16 protein-coding genes and 2 tRNA genes are annotated in these 15,692 nt (G+C 69.3%); 6 read left to right on the forward strand and 12 right to left on the reverse strand.

Annotated elements, in window-relative coordinates; translation table 11 throughout:
• The first annotated feature begins 4 nt into the window (after positions 1-4).
• Positions 5-733, forward strand: coding sequence for a response regulator (locus tag ACE3T5_RS00825; protein ID WP_374663421.1), 729 nt, complete (start codon positions 5-7; stop codon positions 731-733).
• Here ACE3T5_RS00825 and mnmC read toward each other — a convergent pair.
• Together mnmC and ACE3T5_RS00835 are read right to left on the reverse strand one after the other, a co-directional pair.
• On the reverse strand, positions 720-2,558 hold the full coding sequence (mnmC, locus tag ACE3T5_RS00830) for an FAD-dependent 5-carboxymethylaminomethyl-2-thiouridine(34) oxidoreductase MnmC (RefSeq protein ID WP_374663423.1): 1,839 nt from the start codon (positions 2,556-2,558) through the stop codon (positions 720-722). The two genes, ACE3T5_RS00825 and mnmC, sit on opposite strands and share 14 nt — an antisense overlap.
• 3 nt (positions 2,559-2,561) lie before the next feature.
• Positions 2,562-2,834 carry an oxidative damage protection protein gene (locus ACE3T5_RS00835; protein ID WP_374663425.1) on the reverse strand — a complete coding sequence of 91 codons (273 nt, stop codon included), beginning with the start codon at positions 2,832-2,834 and terminating at the stop codon, positions 2,562-2,564.
• A 125-nt stretch (positions 2,835-2,959) separates the two neighbouring features.
• Here ACE3T5_RS00835 and ACE3T5_RS00840 point away from each other — a divergent pair, with 125 nt between their 5' ends.
• Positions 2,960-4,000: a sulfate ABC transporter substrate-binding protein gene (locus ACE3T5_RS00840; protein ID WP_374663427.1), complete on the forward strand. Its 1,041-nt coding sequence runs from the start codon at positions 2,960-2,962 to the stop codon at positions 3,998-4,000.
• 27 nt (positions 4,001-4,027) lie between these two features.
• On the opposite strand, the gene ACE3T5_RS00845 is transcribed toward ACE3T5_RS00840, so the two are convergent.
• Positions 4,028-4,675: an FMN-dependent NADH-azoreductase gene (locus tag ACE3T5_RS00845; RefSeq protein ID WP_374663429.1), complete on the reverse strand. Its 648-nt coding sequence runs from the start codon at positions 4,673-4,675 to the stop codon at positions 4,028-4,030.
• Between the two features lie 120 nt (positions 4,676-4,795).
• Between ACE3T5_RS00845 and ACE3T5_RS00850 the strand changes: the two genes are divergently transcribed.
• Complete coding sequence (locus ACE3T5_RS00850) at positions 4,796-5,722, forward strand: LysR family transcriptional regulator (protein ID WP_374663431.1); 927 nt, start codon at positions 4,796-4,798, stop codon at positions 5,720-5,722.
• A 95-nt stretch (positions 5,723-5,817) separates the two neighbouring features.
• Here the strand turns inward: ACE3T5_RS00850 and ACE3T5_RS00855 are convergent, their stop codons facing one another.
• From ACE3T5_RS00855 to ACE3T5_RS00895, 9 genes are all read right to left on the reverse strand, one after another.
• The gene (locus tag ACE3T5_RS00855; RefSeq protein WP_374663433.1) at positions 5,818-6,894 is read right to left on the reverse strand and encodes an MBL fold metallo-hydrolase; all 1,077 of its coding nucleotides are present in this window, start codon (positions 6,892-6,894) and stop codon (positions 5,818-5,820) included.
• 139 nt (positions 6,895-7,033) lie between these two features.
• Positions 7,034-7,747 carry an ABC transporter ATP-binding protein gene (locus tag ACE3T5_RS00860; RefSeq protein WP_374663435.1) on the reverse strand — a complete coding sequence of 238 codons (714 nt, stop codon included), beginning with the start codon at positions 7,745-7,747 and terminating at the stop codon, positions 7,034-7,036.
• The gene (locus tag ACE3T5_RS00865) at positions 7,740-8,498 is read right to left on the reverse strand and encodes an ABC transporter ATP-binding protein (RefSeq protein ID WP_374663437.1); all 759 of its coding nucleotides are present in this window, start codon (positions 8,496-8,498) and stop codon (positions 7,740-7,742) included. The genes ACE3T5_RS00860 and ACE3T5_RS00865 overlap by 8 nt, the downstream gene beginning before the upstream one ends.
• Positions 8,491-9,489 carry a branched-chain amino acid ABC transporter permease gene (locus tag ACE3T5_RS00870; RefSeq protein ID WP_374663439.1) on the reverse strand — a complete coding sequence of 333 codons (999 nt, stop codon included), beginning with the start codon at positions 9,487-9,489 and terminating at the stop codon, positions 8,491-8,493. Before ACE3T5_RS00870 ends, ACE3T5_RS00865 begins: the two co-directional genes overlap by 8 nt.
• Positions 9,486-10,349, reverse strand: a complete 864-nt coding sequence (locus tag ACE3T5_RS00875) for a branched-chain amino acid ABC transporter permease (protein ID WP_374663442.1) — start codon at positions 10,347-10,349, stop codon at positions 9,486-9,488. Before ACE3T5_RS00875 ends, ACE3T5_RS00870 begins: the two co-directional genes overlap by 4 nt.
• Positions 10,349-10,966: a LysE family translocator gene (locus ACE3T5_RS00880; RefSeq protein ID WP_374663444.1), complete on the reverse strand. Its 618-nt coding sequence runs from the start codon at positions 10,964-10,966 to the stop codon at positions 10,349-10,351. Before ACE3T5_RS00880 ends, ACE3T5_RS00875 begins: the two co-directional genes overlap by 1 nt.
• A gap of 104 nt (positions 10,967-11,070) precedes the next feature.
• The gene (locus ACE3T5_RS00885) at positions 11,071-12,258 is read right to left on the reverse strand and encodes an ABC transporter substrate-binding protein (protein ID WP_374663446.1); all 1,188 of its coding nucleotides are present in this window, start codon (positions 12,256-12,258) and stop codon (positions 11,071-11,073) included.
• A gap of 78 nt (positions 12,259-12,336) precedes the next feature.
• Positions 12,337-13,920 (reverse strand): benzoate-CoA ligase family protein, encoded by a 1,584-nt coding sequence (locus ACE3T5_RS00890; RefSeq protein ID WP_374663448.1) that lies wholly within the window; start codon positions 13,918-13,920, stop codon positions 12,337-12,339.
• Between the two features lie 57 nt (positions 13,921-13,977).
• Complete coding sequence (locus tag ACE3T5_RS00895) at positions 13,978-14,445, reverse strand: flavodoxin domain-containing protein (RefSeq protein ID WP_374663450.1); 468 nt, start codon at positions 14,443-14,445, stop codon at positions 13,978-13,980.
• 124 nt (positions 14,446-14,569) lie between these two features.
• Here ACE3T5_RS00895 and ACE3T5_RS00900 point away from each other — a divergent pair, with 124 nt between their 5' ends.
• The 3 genes from ACE3T5_RS00900 to ACE3T5_RS00910 all read left to right on the forward strand — a co-directional run bounded on the left by ACE3T5_RS00900 (position 14,570) and on the right by ACE3T5_RS00910 (position 15,692).
• Positions 14,570-15,466 (forward strand): helix-turn-helix transcriptional regulator, encoded by an 897-nt coding sequence (locus tag ACE3T5_RS00900; protein ID WP_374663452.1) that lies wholly within the window; start codon positions 14,570-14,572, stop codon positions 15,464-15,466.
• A gap of 47 nt (positions 15,467-15,513) precedes the next feature.
• Positions 15,514-15,590, forward strand: a tRNA-Pro gene (locus tag ACE3T5_RS00905).
• Between the two features lie 25 nt (positions 15,591-15,615).
• Positions 15,616-15,692: transfer RNA gene (locus ACE3T5_RS00910), tRNA-Arg, on the forward strand.

Consider the following 15,692-nt stretch of genomic DNA (forward strand, 5'->3'; position numbering starts at 1 on the left):
GGGGATGGCACAGAGGGTCTTCATCAAGGTGGTGGGCTTCTCCGATGAGGAGCGGCATGCCATCAACACCTTGTTCCGCGTGTCGGAGCACAGCGAGACAGCCTACCTGCTCTGGGCGCCCGAGGCGCCCGAGCCGGCGCGGGTGGCGCTGCTCGACGGCGACAGCTGGGAGGCCCGCCTGGAGGCGGAGTCGCCTTCCAAAGCCCAGGTGAAGATGATCTGGGTGGGCTCGCACCCGCCCTCGCGCGTGTGGCGCAACTTCCCGCGCCCGCTCGCCTGGCCCGACGTGATCCAGTCCCTGGACGCCCTGTTCGAACCTGAGCAGCCGCTGGACTTCGACCTCGGCGCGGTGGCGCCCACCGACCGTGATCAGTCCGGCAAGCGGGCGCTCATCGTGAGTGCCAGCCGCGAGGACCGGCTTTACTTCCGGGCCCGCCTGGCGTTGGCGAACCTCACGCAGGCCGACGACGCCGAGAGCGGCGCCCAGGCGATCGAGCTCGCACAGCAGAGCGCCTACGACCTGGCCATCGTCGACTTCGCGCTGGCCGACATGGATGCCTGGGTGGTGCTCAAGCAGTTGCGGCAAGGGCGACACCCGATCCCGCATCTGGCGATGGCCAACGCCCCGCGTTCCCTGCCGGACCACGTGCGGGCCTGGCTCACCGGCACGGAGGCCCTGTTCGGCCGCCCGCCGCATCCCGGGCGGCTGCACGCCTGGCTCATCGGCTTGTGAGGCGCCCCGGATCGAGGGCGTCCGCCAGGGGCGTCTCGACCGGCAGGGGCTCGGCGTGCAGACGGGCCACCAGCAGCTCGGCGGCCAGCACCGCGAAGGTGAGACCGCGCGAGCCCAGCGCGGTGCTCACGCCCAGGCCGGGCGCCATCCAGCCGGCCAGTGGCCGGCGGTCGCGCGTGACGCAGCGGATGCCCGTCCAGGCCTGGGCGGCACCGGATGCAAACGCGGGTGCCAGGGCCTGCGCCAGCGCAGGCGAGAGCACCGCCAGACGGGCCTGATTCGCGGTCTGGTCCGCCTCGCGCGGGGTGGCATCGGCGTCGTCGCGGCTGTAGGTGGCGCCGACCAGCCAGGCCCGGCCGCCGGCGACGGGCACGTCCGGCAGCATGTGGCCGTGCCCATGCACGGGCGTGGCGGGCCAGTTCGCGGGGGAGGCGCCATCGGCATGCAGGCCCCAGCTCACCTGGCCGCGCACGGGATGGGTGCGGATCGCGTCGCCGGTCAGGGCGGCGGTGCCATGGGCCGCGCAGACGACCACGACGGCAGCCGTCGCCAGCGTATCGCCGGTCTCGCCAAGCAGTTGCCAGCCCGTTGGCACCGGTTCGATGTGGCTCACCCGCACGCCACACCGCACCGACACACCGGGCGCGGCCAGCCACGCGCGCACCAGCGCCGACGGCTTCACCCAGGCGGCGCGTTCGTGCCACCAGGCGTGATCGGTCGACGCCAGGCCTGCCGCGGCCAGTTGCGCCGGCGTGGCGACCCGCGTCCAGGGCAGCAGGCCTTCGCCCAGCGCAGGCGGCGGACGCGCATCCTCCAGCCGGCACTCGAGGGCGCCATCGGGGCCCCAGTCCTCGCCCGGGCGCAGCAGCCGCTGGGCCTCCAGCCAGGTGAGGCGGATCCCGGCGCGGGCAATGCGCGACAGCGGGTTGTCATCCGGCGACTGATACGGCGCCATCAGCCCGGCGGGCAGGGCGGATGCGCCGCTGGCAGGCGCGTCCGCTGCGTCGAATACCTGGACCTGCCAGCCGCGTCGGGCCAGGCTGGCCGCGACGGCTGAACCCGCAAGACCGGCGCCCACGACGACAGCCATGCCGGGTGTGGGGGGCGGTGGTTCATCCACATCGGGGCGCGGCCATGAGGGATCGAAGCGACCTGCGGTGCGGTGGCGCTTGGGCGGCAGGCCCGGCTGCCGTTCGACCACGAAGCCGCAGGTGGCCAGGTCACGTCGCACCTGGCCGGCGGCCGTCCAGGTGGCCACGTGCGTGCCCCGGCGGCACAGCCGCGCCACGGCCTTCAACACCGGCAGCGACCACAGCTCCGGATTGCGCGCCGGGTCGAAGCCGTCGAGGAACACCGAGTCGGCACGGAAGTCGAGCCCGCGCAGCAGGTCGCCCGCATCGCCGATGCCCAGGGTCAGTGCAACGCGGCCGCCCTCGAACACCAGGCGGTGCAGGCCCGGCGTGAGGCCTTCCCATTGCCGCGCGAGCGCCTGCGCCAGGGGCACGAGCTGCGGGTCGACGCTGGCTGCGCACAGCAGGTCCGACGCGGCGACCGGCCAGGCCTCCAGCGAGACGTAGTGCAGCAGGCGCGGCCGGGCTTCATCCTGCTGCCAGGCGTGCCAGGTCGCGAGGAAGTTCTGCCCGAGCCCGAAGCCAGTCTCCAGGATGCGCCAGTGCGCTGCCCCGGCCCAGGCCCGTGGCAGATCGCACCCGCCCAGGAACACATGGCAGGCCTGCGCCAGCCCGGTGTCGGCGGGCCGGTAGACGTCGTCGAATCGAGGGCTGCGCGGCGTGCCGTCAGCGCCCCAGTCGACGGCCTCGGCCACGGCCTACTGCGCCGGCGGCACGTAGCCCGCGGCCTGGTCGGCGCCGGCGCCGAAGAAGTGGTTCTCCATCTGGCGCTTGAGGTACTCGCGCGCACGCTGGTCTGCCAGGTTCAGCCGGTTCTCGTTGACCAGCATGGTCTGGTGCTTCAACCACTGCTGCCAGGCCTCCTTGCTGACGCTTTCGTAGATGCGCTTGCCCAGTTCACCGGGATAGGGCGGGAAGTCGAGGCCTTCGGCCTCCTGGCCGAGCTTGATGCAGTGGACGGTGCGTGCCATGGGGACGCCTCCTGGGCGTGCGATGGAAATGAGCTTATGGCGATATGCAAGGAAGAACTCTGTCGTTCCCTTTGCGGCAGGCGGCTTCCAGAATGCGCCGCATCCGAAACGAAAGGGACGCACCTATGAGCCAACGCCGAGACTTTATCAAGATTCCCCTGGCCGCCGCCGTGGCGACTGCCGTCACCCTGCTGGGCACAGGCGTGATGGCGCCCGCCAGGGCGCAGGCGCAGCCGATCACGCTGCTCAACGTGTCGTACGACCCGACGCGTGAACTCTACGTCGAGTTCAACCAGGCCTTCGCGAAGCACTGGAAGGCGAAGACGGGGCAGGACGTGACGATCAAGCAGTCACATGGCGGCTCGGGCAAGCAGGCGCGCTCCATCATCGACGGGCTGGAGGCCGACGTGGCCACGCTGGCGCTGGCCGGCGACACCGATGCACTGGTGAAGAACGGCGGCTGGCTGGCCGCCGACTGGCAGAAGAAGCTGCCGCACAACGCCTCGCCCTACACCTCCACCATCGTGCTGGTGGTGCGGCAGGGCAACCCCAAGGGCATCAAGGACTGGGATGACCTGGCGAAGCCCGGCATCAGCGTGATCACCCCCAACCCCAAGACATCCGGCGGCGCGCGGTGGAACTACCTGGCCGCGTGGGAGTTCGCCAAGCGCAAGTACGGGGGCGACGCCAAGGCGAAGGAGTTCGTCGCGAAGCTCTATGCCAACGTGCCGGTGCTCGACACCGGGGCGCGCGGCTCATCGATCACCTTCGCGCAGCGCAACCAGGGTGACGTGTTCATCTCGTGGGAGAACGAGGCCTACCTGCTGGAGAAGGAATTCGGCAGCAAGGTTGACGTGGTCTATCCGTCCATCAGCATCCTGGCCGAGCCGGCAGTGGCAGTCGTCGACAAGGTGGTGGACAAGCGGGGCACGCGCGCCGTGGCCGAGGCATACCTCCAGTACCTCTATTCGGAGGAAGGGCAGGACATCGCCGGCAGGCACTTCTACCGCCCCGCCGTGTCGGCGAAGGCTCAGGCGAAGTACGCAAAGCAGTTCCCGAAGCTCAACCTGTTCGGCATCGACCAGGCCTTCGGCGGCTGGGAGAAGGCCGCCCGCGAGCACTTCGCGGACGGCGCCAGCTTCGACCAGATCTACACCCGCAAGTAGCGGGGGCGATCAGCCGCGCCCCGTGGCTCAGGCCGCGACGCTGGCGCGGGCCTCGTTGGCCGCGCTCGCCGCGTGGGCGACGATGTCGCCGGCCGCGGCGGCCAGCGCCTTCGAGCGGGCTTCGTCCCCCATGGCCAGCCCCTCGGCGCGCACGAAGCTCACATCGGTCACGCCCAGGAAGCCCAGCACGGCCTTGAGGTAGCTTTCCTGGTGGTCCATGGCGGTCGCCGGGCCGCTGGAGTAGATCCCGCCGCGGGTGGAGGCGACGATCACGGTCTTGCCACCCGCCAGGCCTTCCGGGCCTTTCTCGGTGTAGCGGAAGGTGCGGCCGGCCTGTGCGATGCGGTCGATCCAGGCCTTGAGCTGCGAGGGGATGGTGAAGTTGTACATCGGCGCACCGATGACCACCACGTCGGCCGCCAGGAACTGGGTCACCAGGCGGTCCGTCACCGCGTTCTCGCGGCGCTGGACGTCGGTCAGGCCGGCGGCATCGATGCCCAGGCGAAAGCCCAGCGAGTCCATGTTCAGGTGCGACGGTGCATTCACGTCGAGGTCGAGGTGCTCCACCTGCGTGCCCGGGAGATGGGCGATCCATTGGTCGACGATCTGGCGGGTGAGCTGGCGCGACACCGACTGGGCGGCGAGCGGGCTGGAATCGATGTGCAGCAGTTTCATTTCACGTTTCCTTGCAGTGAGGACCCCGGCGGGGTGCGTGGGAATGATTGTGCGGATGATGTCAGACGGTGATAAGTCGGCAAAATTGAGCCAGATTGTCCTGAATATGGATCGAATGACATGGCCCAACCCGACCTGAACGACCTGTTCTACTTCGCCGAGGTGGTCGATCGGGGGGGCTTCGCGGCCGCCGGGCGGGCCCTGGGCATCCCGAAGTCGAAGCTCTCGCGCCGGGTGGCCGAGCTGGAGGCCCGTCTCGGCGTGCGCCTGTTGCAGCGGACCACGCGCAAGCTCTCGTTGACCCGTGCTGGCGAGGTCTACCACCGTCACTGCGTGGCGCTGCGCGAGGCCGCGGAGTCAGCGGATGAAGCCATCGCCGCGGTCCAGCAGGCGCCACGCGGCCTGATCCGCGTGGCCTGTCCGATCACGCTGGCGCAGAGCAGCGTGGGGGACGTCGTGGCGCGCTTCCTGGCGTCGCATCCCGAGGTGCGCATCGACATGCAGGTCGGCAACCGGGTCGTCGATCTGGTGGAGGAAGGCATCGACGTCGCCCTGCGGGTGCGGCCGTCCCTGGACGAGAGTGGGAGCCTGGTGGTGAAGCAGCTCGGCCGGTCGGCCACGCTGCTGGTGGGCGCACCCTCGCTGCTGGATCGGCAGGGCGCACCAGCCACACCGCTGGATCTCGAGCGGCTGGACTCCGTGGCCATGGGCGCGGTGGATGGGCGCGCGCAGTGGCGGCTCGTGGGGCCGCACGGGGAGAGCTTCCGCCTGGAGCACCGCCCGCGCTACATCGCCGACGATCTGCTCACCCTGCGCGCCGCGGTACTGCGTGGCATCGGGATCGGGCTGTTGCCCGACTACCTGTGCCGCGCGCCGCTGTCACGCGGCAAGCTGGTCGAGGTGCTGCCCGGCTGGGCGCCGCCGCCCGGCGTGGTGCATGCCGTGTTTCCCTCGCGCCGCGGCCTCGTGCCGGCGGTACGTGCCTTCCTGGACTACCTGGGGGAGCATGTGAAGGGCGAGGATCTGGCGGAGTGCGATGCCGCTTGAATGGCCGCTTCCGTCATGCCCGCGCAGGCGGGCATCCAGGAGGCATAGGCGTGCAGAGACCTTCTGGGTCCCCGCCTGCGCGGGGACGCCGGGGGCTAGCGAAGGCCGTCCCACCACAGCCGGTTCGCACGGGGCCGCCCGATGGTGAGCGGCTCGCCGATCTCCGGCGTGGCGAGGTCCAGCCCGCGCTGGTGCGCGAGTGCGGCCACGCGCTCGAGCGGCTCGCGCCAGGGGTGGAACGCGAGGTCGAAGGTGCTGTTGTGCACCAGGTAGAGCGTCCTGGCGCCCAGGTCCTCGAAGGCCCGCACGGTCTCTTCGGGGGTCATGTGCACGGCGGGCCAGTAGGCGTCATAGGCGCCGTTCTCCATCAGCGCCAGGTCGATCGGGCCATGCCGCTGGCCGATGGTGCGGAAGCCCGGGAAGTAGCCGCCGTCGCCGCTGTAGTAGATGCGGTGCGGCCCGCTCTGGATCACCCACGAGGCCCACAGCGTGGTGTTGCGGTCGCCGAGGCTGCGCCCTGAGAAGTGCTGCGCCGGCGTCGCCACGAGCTTCACGTCGCCCAGCCGGCCCTCCTGCCACCAGTCGTACTCCTCGATGCGGTCGGCCGGCACGCCCATGCCACGCAGTCGCGCACCCACGCCCAGTGGCACGAAGTAGCGCTGCACCCGGGCCGTGAGGGCCTCGATGGTGACGGTGTCCAGATGGTCGTAGTGGTCGTGCGAGAGGATCAGTCCGTCGACGGCGGGCAGGTCCGCCAGCGCGACCGGTGGCGCGTGGAAGCGCTTGGGCCCCAGCCACGAGAACGGTGACGCCCGCTCGCCGAACACCGGGTCGATCAGCCACCAGCGGCCGCGCAGCTTCAGCAGGTGCGAGGAGTGGCCGAGCCGGATGACGTGGTTGCCGGCCGCATCCAGCGCGTCGAGGTCGGCGCGCGTGAGCTTGCGCACCGGGATCGGGTCCACCGGCACCGTGCCCTCCTTGCGGGCGAGCAGGAGCCGGGTCCAGATCTCCAGCGCGCCTCGGCCCGGCTTCACATCGGGGTTCGGCGGGTTGCGGAACCGGCATTCGGCGGCGTCGTACTGCGGTGAGGCCTTGTAGGCCTCGTCCGCACAGGCGAGGGCGGCGCCGGTGCCGAAGAGAGCAATCAGGGCGACCAGAAAGGCTGTGCGCATGCCTTCGAGGACGGCCCAGGGCCTGATCAGCGAGCGTGGCGGTTCGAAGGGGCCCATCGCCGCGGATTGTGGGGCCATCCGCAGGATCCTGCCGGTCCGTGACCCTGCGCGAAGGTGCCCGCAGCGGCGACGGACGCCCTCACACGCCCAGGTGCTGCTCCAGCAGTTGCGGTTGCGCGCGCAGTTCGGTGGAGGTGCCGCTGTACGCCACCTCCCCCTTGACGAGGATGACGTTGCGGTCCGTCACCTGCGTCACGTGCTTCCAGTTCTTGTCCACGATCACGCTGGAGATGCCGCTCTCGCGGATCAGCCCGCAGATGCGCCAGATCTCGCGCGCGATCAGCGGGGCCAGGCCCTCGGTGGCTTCGTCGAGGATCAGCACGTCGGGGTTGGTCATGAGGGCGCGGCCGATGGTCAGCATCTGCTGCTCGCCGCCGGAGAGCTGCTGGCCGCCGTGGCCCAGGCGCTCCTTCAGGCGCGGGAAGGTCTCCAGCACGCGCTCATAGGTCCAGTCGCGCTGGCCCTGGGTGCCGGCGCGCGCGGCCATCACCAGGTTCTCCTTCACGCTCAGGTTGCCGAAGATGCCTCGGCCCTCGGGGACATACGCGATGCCGAGCTGCGCCACCTCATACGGCGGTCGACCGAGCGTGGACCGGCCCTTGACGGCGACGGAGCCGCCGCGCGGCACCACCAGGCCCATCAGCGACTTCAGCAGGGTGGACTTGCCCATGCCGTTGCGGCCCATGAGGCCGATGGTCTCGCCACGGTCGACGTGGAAGTCGATGCCGCGCAGGATGTGGCTGGCGCCGTAGTAGGTCTGCAGGCCGCGGGCCTCGATCAGGCGTTCAGCCATGGCCGGCCTCCTCGCCCAGGTAGGCGGATTGCACGCCGGCATCGGCGCGCACCTCGGCCGGCGTGCCGCTGGCGATGACCTGGCCGTTCACCATCACCGTCAGGTGGTCGGCCAGCGCGAACACGGCGTCCATGTCGTGTTCCACCAGCATCATCGCGTGGTCCTTCTTGAGGCGCAGCAGCAGCTCCACCATGCGTTCAGCCTCGGCCGTGCCCATGCCGGCCAGCGGTTCGTCGAGCAGCAGCACCTGCGGATCGGTGGCGAGCGTCATCGCGATCTCCAGCTGGCGCTGCTCGCCATGGCTGATGGCGCTGGCCAGGAAGTCGCGGCGGGCCTGCAGGCCGGCGAGCTCCAGGGCGCGCTGGGCGCGCTCGTTGGCCGGACTCACCTTCGATGCGAGCTGCAGCCAGTGCGCGGCACGCGGAGTGCGCGACTGCGCGGCCAGTCGGATGTTCTCCCACACGGTGAACGGCAGGAAGATGTTGGTCTTCTGGTAGCTGCGTCCCAGGCCGCCGCGCGAGATCTTCTCGGGCGGCCAGCCGGTCACGTCCTGCCCGCCCAGCGAGACCGTGCCCGCGGTGGGCGGCAGATCGCCGGAGAGCAGGTTCGTCAGGGTGGACTTGCCGGCCCCGTTGGGGCCGATCACGGCATGGATGCGGTCACGCCAGAGATCGAGCGTGACGTCATTGACGGCTGCGAGGCCGCCAAAGCGCTTGGTGAGGCCGCGCGCGGCCAGCAGCACCTCAGGCATCGCCATCCCCCTTGCGGCGCAGCAGGCGATCCGCCAGGCCCAGCAGGCCGCGGGGCGCAAAGGCCACCACCATCACGATGAACAGGCCCATCCACAGTTGCCAGTGCTTGCCCATGCGGAAGCCGCCCAGATCCGGCAGGTCCTTGAACTCGTGCAGCAGCATCTCGAAGGCAAAGGCGCCGACGATGGCGCCCGCGAAGTTGCCCATGCCGCCGAGGATGACCATCATGATCGCGTGCGCGCTCATGTGGAACCCCATCAGCTCCGGGTTCACGAAGCCGGTCTGCGCCCCCCACAGGTAACCCGCCAGGCCCGCCAGCGAGCCGGCCAGCGTGAAGGCGGCCAGCTTGTAGCCGAAGGTGCCGAAACCCATGGCGCGCATGCGGTGCTCGTTGACGCGGATGCCGGCCAGCGCGCGGCCGAACGGGCTGAACAGCAGGCGGCGCAGGAACAGGTAGACCGCCAGCAGCATGGCCAGCGTGAAGAAGTAGAAGACGCGCTTGTTCTCCAGGTCGAACAGGCCGGCCGACGGTTTGAAGTTGATGTAGATGCCGTCGGAGCCGCCCAGCGCCTTGTTGTCGAAGAACAGGTAGAACACCATCTGCGCGAAGGCCATGGTGACCATGATGAAGTAGATGCCGTGCGTGCGGACGACGAAGAAGCCGATCACCAGTGCAGCCAGGCCCGAGGCCGCGGCGGCGGCCGGCAGCGTCCACCACAGGCTGACCGGGCCATCCTGCGGCGTGAGGAAGGCCAGTGCATAGCCGGCCAGGCCGAAGAAGGCCGCATGGCCCAGCGAGACCAGGCCGGTCACGCCCTGCAGCAGATCCAGGCTCATCGCGAAGATGGCCAGGATCATCATGCGGGCCACCATCTGCACGTAGAAGTCGGTGGCAAAGAAGGGGAAGGTGGCCAGGGCCACCACACCCAGGCCCAGCGCGACCTGCAGGCCGCGTGGCAGCGATTCCAGACGGGACGATGCGGCGCTCATTGCTTGAACAGGCCCTCGGGCTTCCACAGCAGCACGGCCGCCATGAGCATGTAGACGAGCATGCCGGCCACCTGAGGCAGCAGCACCTTGCCGAACGTGTCGACGAAGCCGACCAGCAGCGCGGAGATCAGTGCGCCGCGCACCGAACCGATGCCGCCGATCACCACCACCACGAAGCACATGATCAGCACCTGCGAGCCCATGTTCGGGTACACGCTGGAGATGGGCGCGGCGATCATGCCGGCGATGGTGGCGAGCCCGACGCCGAGCGCGAACACCACGGCGTGGATCAGCTTGATGTTGATGCCCAGGGCCTCGGTCATGTCGCGGTTGAAGGCACCGGCGCGGATCTTCATGCCCAGGCGGGTGCGCGAGATCAGCAGGTACAGGCCGACGGCCAGCGCGATGCACAGGCCCGACATGAACAGGCGGTAGACCGGGTAGGACAGGTTGTCGGTGAGCGGGATCGAGGCCGCCAGCACGTCAGGGATCTTGACGCCGTGCACGTCGTCGCCCCACAGGATGGAGCGCGACTCCTCGAAGATGTAGATCAGGCCGAAGGTCAGCAGCACCTGGTCGAGGTGGTCGCGGTGGTAGAAGTGGCGGAACAGGATGCGCTCCAGCAGCAGGCCGAAGGCGACCGAGAGCGCCGTGCCGAGCAGGATGGCCAGCAGCAGGCTGCCGGTCTTGAGCGAAAGCCACCACGCGAGGTAGGCGCCCAGCATGTAGAAGCTGCCGTGGGCGAGGTTGACCACGCCCATGATGCCGAAGATCAGCGTGAGTCCGGCCGCCAGCATGAACAGCAGCAGGCCGTACTGCACGCTGTTGAGCAGCTGAATGAGGAAGTTGGCGAGGTCCATCAGGCTTGCCGTCGCGACAGCAGCAGCAGGCCGCCCATCAGGGCGAAGAGGCCGCCGAAGGTGCGGTTGATCCAGCGCACGAGCGTGGCCGAGCGCAGCAGCGGCACGAGCCGCGCGACCCCCAGCGCGCACAGGCTCAGCACGGTCAGCTCACAGACGACGAAGGTGCCCGCCAGGATCGCGAACTGCGGCACCACCGGGTGCGCGGGGTCCAGGAACTGGGGAAAGAAGGCCGCGAAGAACAGGATGGCCTTGGGGTTGCTGGCGCCCACCAGGAAGCCTTGCGCGACGAAGGAGCGCGGCGAGGCCGAGGCGCCTTCGATCTGCAGCAGCCCGGTGCTGCGGAAGGTGCGGATGCCCAGCCAGACCAGGTAGGCGGCGCCGGCTGTCTTGGCCAGGGTAAAGGCGGTTTCCGACGCCGCGAGCAGCGCGCCCAGGCCCATGGCCGACAGCGCCATCACGCCCACCACCGCCACGATGGCCCCGGCCACCGACGCCATCGCATGCGAAGGCCCGTGGTTGAGCGCGTTCGTCATGCACATCAGCATGGTCGGCCCGGGGGTCAGGATCAGCAGCAGGACCGCCGCCAGGTAGATGAGGTACGTGGAGAGACTCATGGCTCGGCCGTTCGGGACGCAAGCCCCGTGCCGGTGCCAGTCGCTGGCACGGACGGGAAGATGCAGGGGAAACAGCGCGCCGGACGGTGCCGGCGCGGTGGGCATCAGCCCAGCTTGCAGCCGGCGCCGGAATCGGCCAGGGCCTTGGCGGCGATGCCGATCACCTTGTTCTCCTTGTTCTCGACCCGGCGCAGGTAGATGTCCTGGATGGGATTGTGCGACTTGCTCATCGTCCACTTGCCACGCGGGCTGTCGATGGTCTGCGTCTCCAGTGCCTTGTACAGCGCCGGCTTGTTGCCGATGTCACCCTTGACCGCCGCCATGCCCTGCGCCAGCAGCAGGCCGGTGTCGTAGCCCTGCACCGCGTACACGTCCGGCTGCATCTTGAAGCCGGTGGCATAGGCCGTGCGCCACGCCTTGTTCTTGGGCGTATCCAGCGAGTCGCTGTAGTGCATCGTGGTCATGATGCCGTCGGCGGCAGGGCCGGCGGCGTCGAGCACGCCCTCGGTCAGGAAGCCCGAGCCCCACAGCGGGATCTTGTCCTTCAGGCCGGCCGCGGCGTAGTCACGGATGAACTTGGCCGCGCCGCCACCGGCGAAGAAGCAGGCCACGGCGTCCGGCCGCAGGGAGGCGATCTCGGTCAGCAGGGCCTGGAACTCCACGTTGGGGAAGGGCAGGCCCAGTTCCTTGATGATGGTGCCGCCTGCCTTGGTGTAGCTTTCCTTGAAGCCCTCGAAGGCCTCGTCGCCGGCGGCGTATTTCCAGGTGATCCACACGGCGCGCTTCAGGCCCTTGTCCATCATCGGCTTGCCCAGGGCGAGCGTGGGCTGGCTGTTGGTGAACGAGGTGCGGAACACGTTGGGCGCGCACAGGGCGCGCGTGGCGGCATGGACGCCCGCGTTGGGGATCAGGCTCAGCACGCCCGACTCGCGCGCGACGCGCTGGATGCCCATCTGCACGCCGGAGTGGACGGTGCCGATCAGCACGTCGACCTTGTCGCGCTGGACCAGTCGCTGGGCGTTCTCGACGCCCTTGGACGGCTCCGACTCGTCGTCGACCTTGAACCACTCGATCTCACGGCCGCCCAGCTTGCCGCCCCGCTCGTTGATGGCCATGCGAACGCCGTTCTCGATGGCGACGCCGAGCTGGGCGAAGGTGCCGGTGTAGGGCAGCATGAAGCCGACCCGGATCTTGTTGGACTGCGCGCGCACGATCTGCGGCAACAGCAGCCCGGCGGACGCGGCGCCGACGACGGCGGCACCGCGGGCGAGGACGAGACGGCGAGTGGTCATGGATGCTCCTTGGTTGATTTAGTTTAGGCCTAAAGCATTTTTAGCTCAAGTGGCATTTTCGCGCCACATGGCTTTCCCTCAGGATGCCGCGCCCGTGGCACCGGCCCGCAGCCGGAAGCGCTGGATCTTGCCAGTGGCCGTCTTGGGCAGCTCGCTGGCGAACTCGATCCAGCGCGGGTACTTGTAGGGCGCCAGCTGGCTCTTCACATGGGCCTGCAGCGCCTCGATCGTCACCTGCTGCCCGGCCTTGAGCACCACGTAGGCCTTGGGCTTGACGAGGTCGTCGCTGTCGGCCACGCCGATCACCGCGGCCTCCAGCACGGCCGGATGCGTCATCAGGCAGGCCTCCACCTCGAATGGCGAGACGTAGATGCCGCCCACCTTGAGCATGTCGTCACTGCGGCCGCCATAGGTGTAGAAGCCGTCGGCGTCGCGCGTGTACTTGTCGCCGCTGCGCGTCCATTCGCCCGCGAACGTGGCCTTGGTCTTGGCGCGGTTGTTCCAGTACATGATGGCGGCACTGGGCCCGCTGATCTGCAGCTCGCCGATCTCGCCCGGGCCGCATTCATGGCCGTCGTCGCCCACGATGCGCAGCACGTAGCCCGGCACCGGCACGCCCGTGGTGCCATAGCGCACCGCACCAGGACGGTTGGACAGGAAGATGTGCAGCATCTCGGTGGAACCGATGCCATCCAGGATCTCGCAGCCATAGGCTTCGGTCCAGCGGCGGCCGATGTCCGCCGGCAAGGCTTCGCCTGCGCTGGTGCACACCCGAAGGCGCAGGGCCTCGCGAGCCGGGCGCGCCGGGTCCGCCAGGAGGGCCGCGTACAGCGTGGGCACGCCATAGAAGATCGTCGGTTGCTGCTTCTGCAGGATGCCGAACACGTCCGCCGGCGTCGGGCGTGCGGGCAGCAGCACCGTGGTGGCGCCCACGGCCAGCGGGAAGGTGAGGGCATTGCCCAGCCCGTAGGCGAAGAACAGCTTGGCGGCGGAGTAGACGACGTCGTCCTCGCGGATGCCCAGTACGCCACGACCGTACAGCTCCGCCGTCTGGATCAGGTGGCTGTGCAGGTGCACCGTACCCTTGGGCGTGCCGGTGGAGCCGCTGGAGTAGAGCCAGAAGCACGCATCGTCGCAGGAGGTGGGGGCCACCCAGGGCGTGCGGTCGCCTTCCTCGATGAGCGCGGCCACTGAACCCGCACCACTGGTGCCGGCGGTGAATACGTGGCGCAGCGTCGGGATCTGCCCGATCAGGCCGTCGAAGGCGGGCAGCAGGGGCTGCGAGACGAACAGGGCCTGCGCACGCGAGTCGCGCAGCATGAACTCGAAGTCCTTCGAGGTCAGCAGCGTGTTGGCCGCAATGGGCACCACGCCGGCCAGGATGCAGCCCAGGAAGACCACCGGCCACTGCGGCGTGTCCAGCATCGCGATCATCACGCGCGTCTCGGGGGCGAAGCCCCTCGCGCGAAGGGCGTTGGCCAGGCGTTGCGCCCGCTCGCTCAGTTCACCGTAGGTGAGGCGCTCGCCGCTCACCGCGTCGATGTAGGCGACCTTGCCCGAACGCGCCGAATGGCGGGCCAGCAGGTCGTAGGCGGCGTTGTAGTCGCGCGGGATCTCGACGCGCGGCGGCTGCGTGCCGTGGTCGGCGTGGCTCATGTGCATGGGGTTGTCTCCTGTTCGTCTTCGGCCTGGAAGGCCTGTGGGTCGCCGCGCCGAAGCCTACGTGGCTGGCGCGGCGGCCAGGGCCTCGGGCAGCCATTGGCGGCACCATTCGACGCCCAGGCCTTCGGGCTGCGTGCCGGCGCTGGCATCGTGGCACCAGATCTCGCCGATGCGGCGCGCGCCGAGGCCCTGCAGGCGCTCGTCGAACCGGCGGCCGCCATTGCAGAAAGTCTGCAGGTAGGTGCGGTCGCCCAGCGCGATCACGCCGTAGCGCACGTGACCCAGGTAGCGGGGCTGGCTGTCGAGCGAGTCGTAGAGCGCCCGCGCGTTGTCCGGCACATCGCCCGACCCGTAGGTGGAGGTGCAGATGAGGTAAATTGCATCCTCGTCGAACGCCGAGATGTCCAGGCCGTCCATCAGCGTGACCGTGATCTCCTCCACCAGGTCGGCGCAGTCCATCTGGATGGCCTGCGCCACATAGTCGGCGGTGCTGGTCATGGTGCCGACGAGGATCTTGAGCTTCATGCGGGTCGGTGCGGTCGGGTGGGAAGAAGATGCACTAAAGTGCTTGAGGCTTGATTTCGGCGAAGTATACTGCACCATTGATCCCGCGCAAGGCGTATTGCCCGGATCTGAGCTAAGCGACTCCATGACCGTCGAATCCGATTCCCGTGCCACGCTCGCCGAACTGGGCGCGCGCGTGCGCGCCTGGCGCGCCCGACGCGGCATGACCCGTCGTCAGCTCGCCGTAGACTCCGGCCTGTCCGAGCGCTTTCTCGCGGACGTGGAGGGCGGCAAGGGCAACGTGTCGATCAACTCGCTGGCCGCCGCCGCGCGGGCGCTGAACATCACCATCATCGACCTGCTGCAGGATGCCCCCCGGCCGCCGCTGGCACGCGCGCAGGGGTTGCTCGCGCGGCTGGACGACAACCAGCTCGATCAGGCCTACACGCTGCTGTCCACGAACTTCGGCCTGGCCGATGCCGAGGGCCGCGAGAAGCGCGTGGCGCTGGTCGGCCTGCGGGGCGCGGGCAAGTCGACCCTGGGCGCCCAGCTGGCCGCGCAGCGGCAGGTGCCCTTCGTGGAGCTGGATCGCGAGATCGAGCGCGAGGCCGGCACCAGCATGAGCGAGATCCTGCTGCTGCACGGCCAGGCGGGCTACCGCCGCTACGAGCGCCGCGCCCTGCTGCGCATCGCCGAGCAGCATGCCGATGGCGTGGTCATGACCACCGGCGGCAGCATCGTCAGCGAGCGCGAGACCTTCGACCTGCTGCAGAGCCACTTCTGGTGCGTGTGGATCAAGGCCAGCCCCGAGGAGCACATGTCGCGCGTCGTGGCCCAGGGTGACATGCGGCCTTTCGGCGCGGCCCGGCCGGAGGAGGCCGACATGTCGCCCGGCGTGATGGGGGAGGCGCTGGAGGACATCCGGCGCATCCTGGCCAGCCGCGAGGCGCTCTATGCGCGAGCCGATGCGGTCGTGGACACGGCCGCGCGAACGGTGAAGCAATCGCTGCGCGACCTGGACCGCGCCGTGCCGGCGTTCTAGCCGCGGCAGGCCGCGCCGACAGGTCGACCGGCTAGAATCCGCGCCATCGGAGCGTAGCGCAGTCTGGTAGCGCATCTGGTTTGGGACCAGAGGGTCGTAGGTTCGAATCCTATCGCTCCGACCAATCCCACCCGCCCATCCCTTCCCACCTGCCCGTAGCTCAGTTGGATAGAGCACCTGCCTTCTAAGCAGGTTGTCGGGGGTTCGATTCCCTCCGGGCAGGCCA

This window comes from Ramlibacter sp., assembly GCF_041916345.1.
Taxonomy (GTDB): Bacteria; Pseudomonadota; Gammaproteobacteria; order Burkholderiales; family Burkholderiaceae_C; genus Ramlibacter.

Excerpts from the sequence above, each read along its gene's own strand:
- ACE3T5_RS00825 (WP_374663421.1), top strand. The coding sequence starts at position 5 with ATGGCACAGAGGGTCTTCATCAAGGTGGTGGGCTTCTCCGATGAGGAG.
- ACE3T5_RS00835 (WP_374663425.1), bottom strand. The coding sequence starts at position 2,834 with ATGGCACGCACCGTCCACTGCATCAAGCTCGGCCAGGAGGCCGAAGGC.
- ACE3T5_RS00840 (WP_374663427.1), top strand. The coding sequence starts at position 2,960 with ATGAGCCAACGCCGAGACTTTATCAAGATTCCCCTGGCCGCCGCCGTG.
- ACE3T5_RS00845 (WP_374663429.1), bottom strand. The coding sequence starts at position 4,675 with ATGAAACTGCTGCACATCGATTCCAGCCCGCTCGCCGCCCAGTCGGTG.
- ACE3T5_RS00850 (WP_374663431.1), top strand. The coding sequence starts at position 4,796 with ATGGCCCAACCCGACCTGAACGACCTGTTCTACTTCGCCGAGGTGGTC.
- ACE3T5_RS00855 (WP_374663433.1), bottom strand. The coding sequence starts at position 6,894 with ATGCGCACAGCCTTTCTGGTCGCCCTGATTGCTCTCTTCGGCACCGGC.
- ACE3T5_RS00860 (WP_374663435.1), bottom strand. The coding sequence starts at position 7,747 with ATGGCTGAACGCCTGATCGAGGCCCGCGGCCTGCAGACCTACTACGGC.
- ACE3T5_RS00865 (WP_374663437.1), bottom strand. The coding sequence starts at position 8,498 with ATGCCTGAGGTGCTGCTGGCCGCGCGCGGCCTCACCAAGCGCTTTGGC.
- ACE3T5_RS00870 (WP_374663439.1), bottom strand. The coding sequence starts at position 9,489 with ATGAGCGCCGCATCGTCCCGTCTGGAATCGCTGCCACGCGGCCTGCAG.
- ACE3T5_RS00875 (WP_374663442.1), bottom strand. The coding sequence starts at position 10,349 with ATGGACCTCGCCAACTTCCTCATTCAGCTGCTCAACAGCGTGCAGTAC.
- ACE3T5_RS00880 (WP_374663444.1), bottom strand. The coding sequence starts at position 10,966 with ATGAGTCTCTCCACGTACCTCATCTACCTGGCGGCGGTCCTGCTGCTG.
- ACE3T5_RS00885 (WP_374663446.1), bottom strand. The coding sequence starts at position 12,258 with ATGACCACTCGCCGTCTCGTCCTCGCCCGCGGTGCCGCCGTCGTCGGC.
- ACE3T5_RS00890 (WP_374663448.1), bottom strand. The coding sequence starts at position 13,920 with ATGCACATGAGCCACGCCGACCACGGCACGCAGCCGCCGCGCGTCGAG.
- ACE3T5_RS00895 (WP_374663450.1), bottom strand. The coding sequence starts at position 14,445 with ATGAAGCTCAAGATCCTCGTCGGCACCATGACCAGCACCGCCGACTAT.
- ACE3T5_RS00900 (WP_374663452.1), top strand. The coding sequence starts at position 14,570 with ATGACCGTCGAATCCGATTCCCGTGCCACGCTCGCCGAACTGGGCGCG.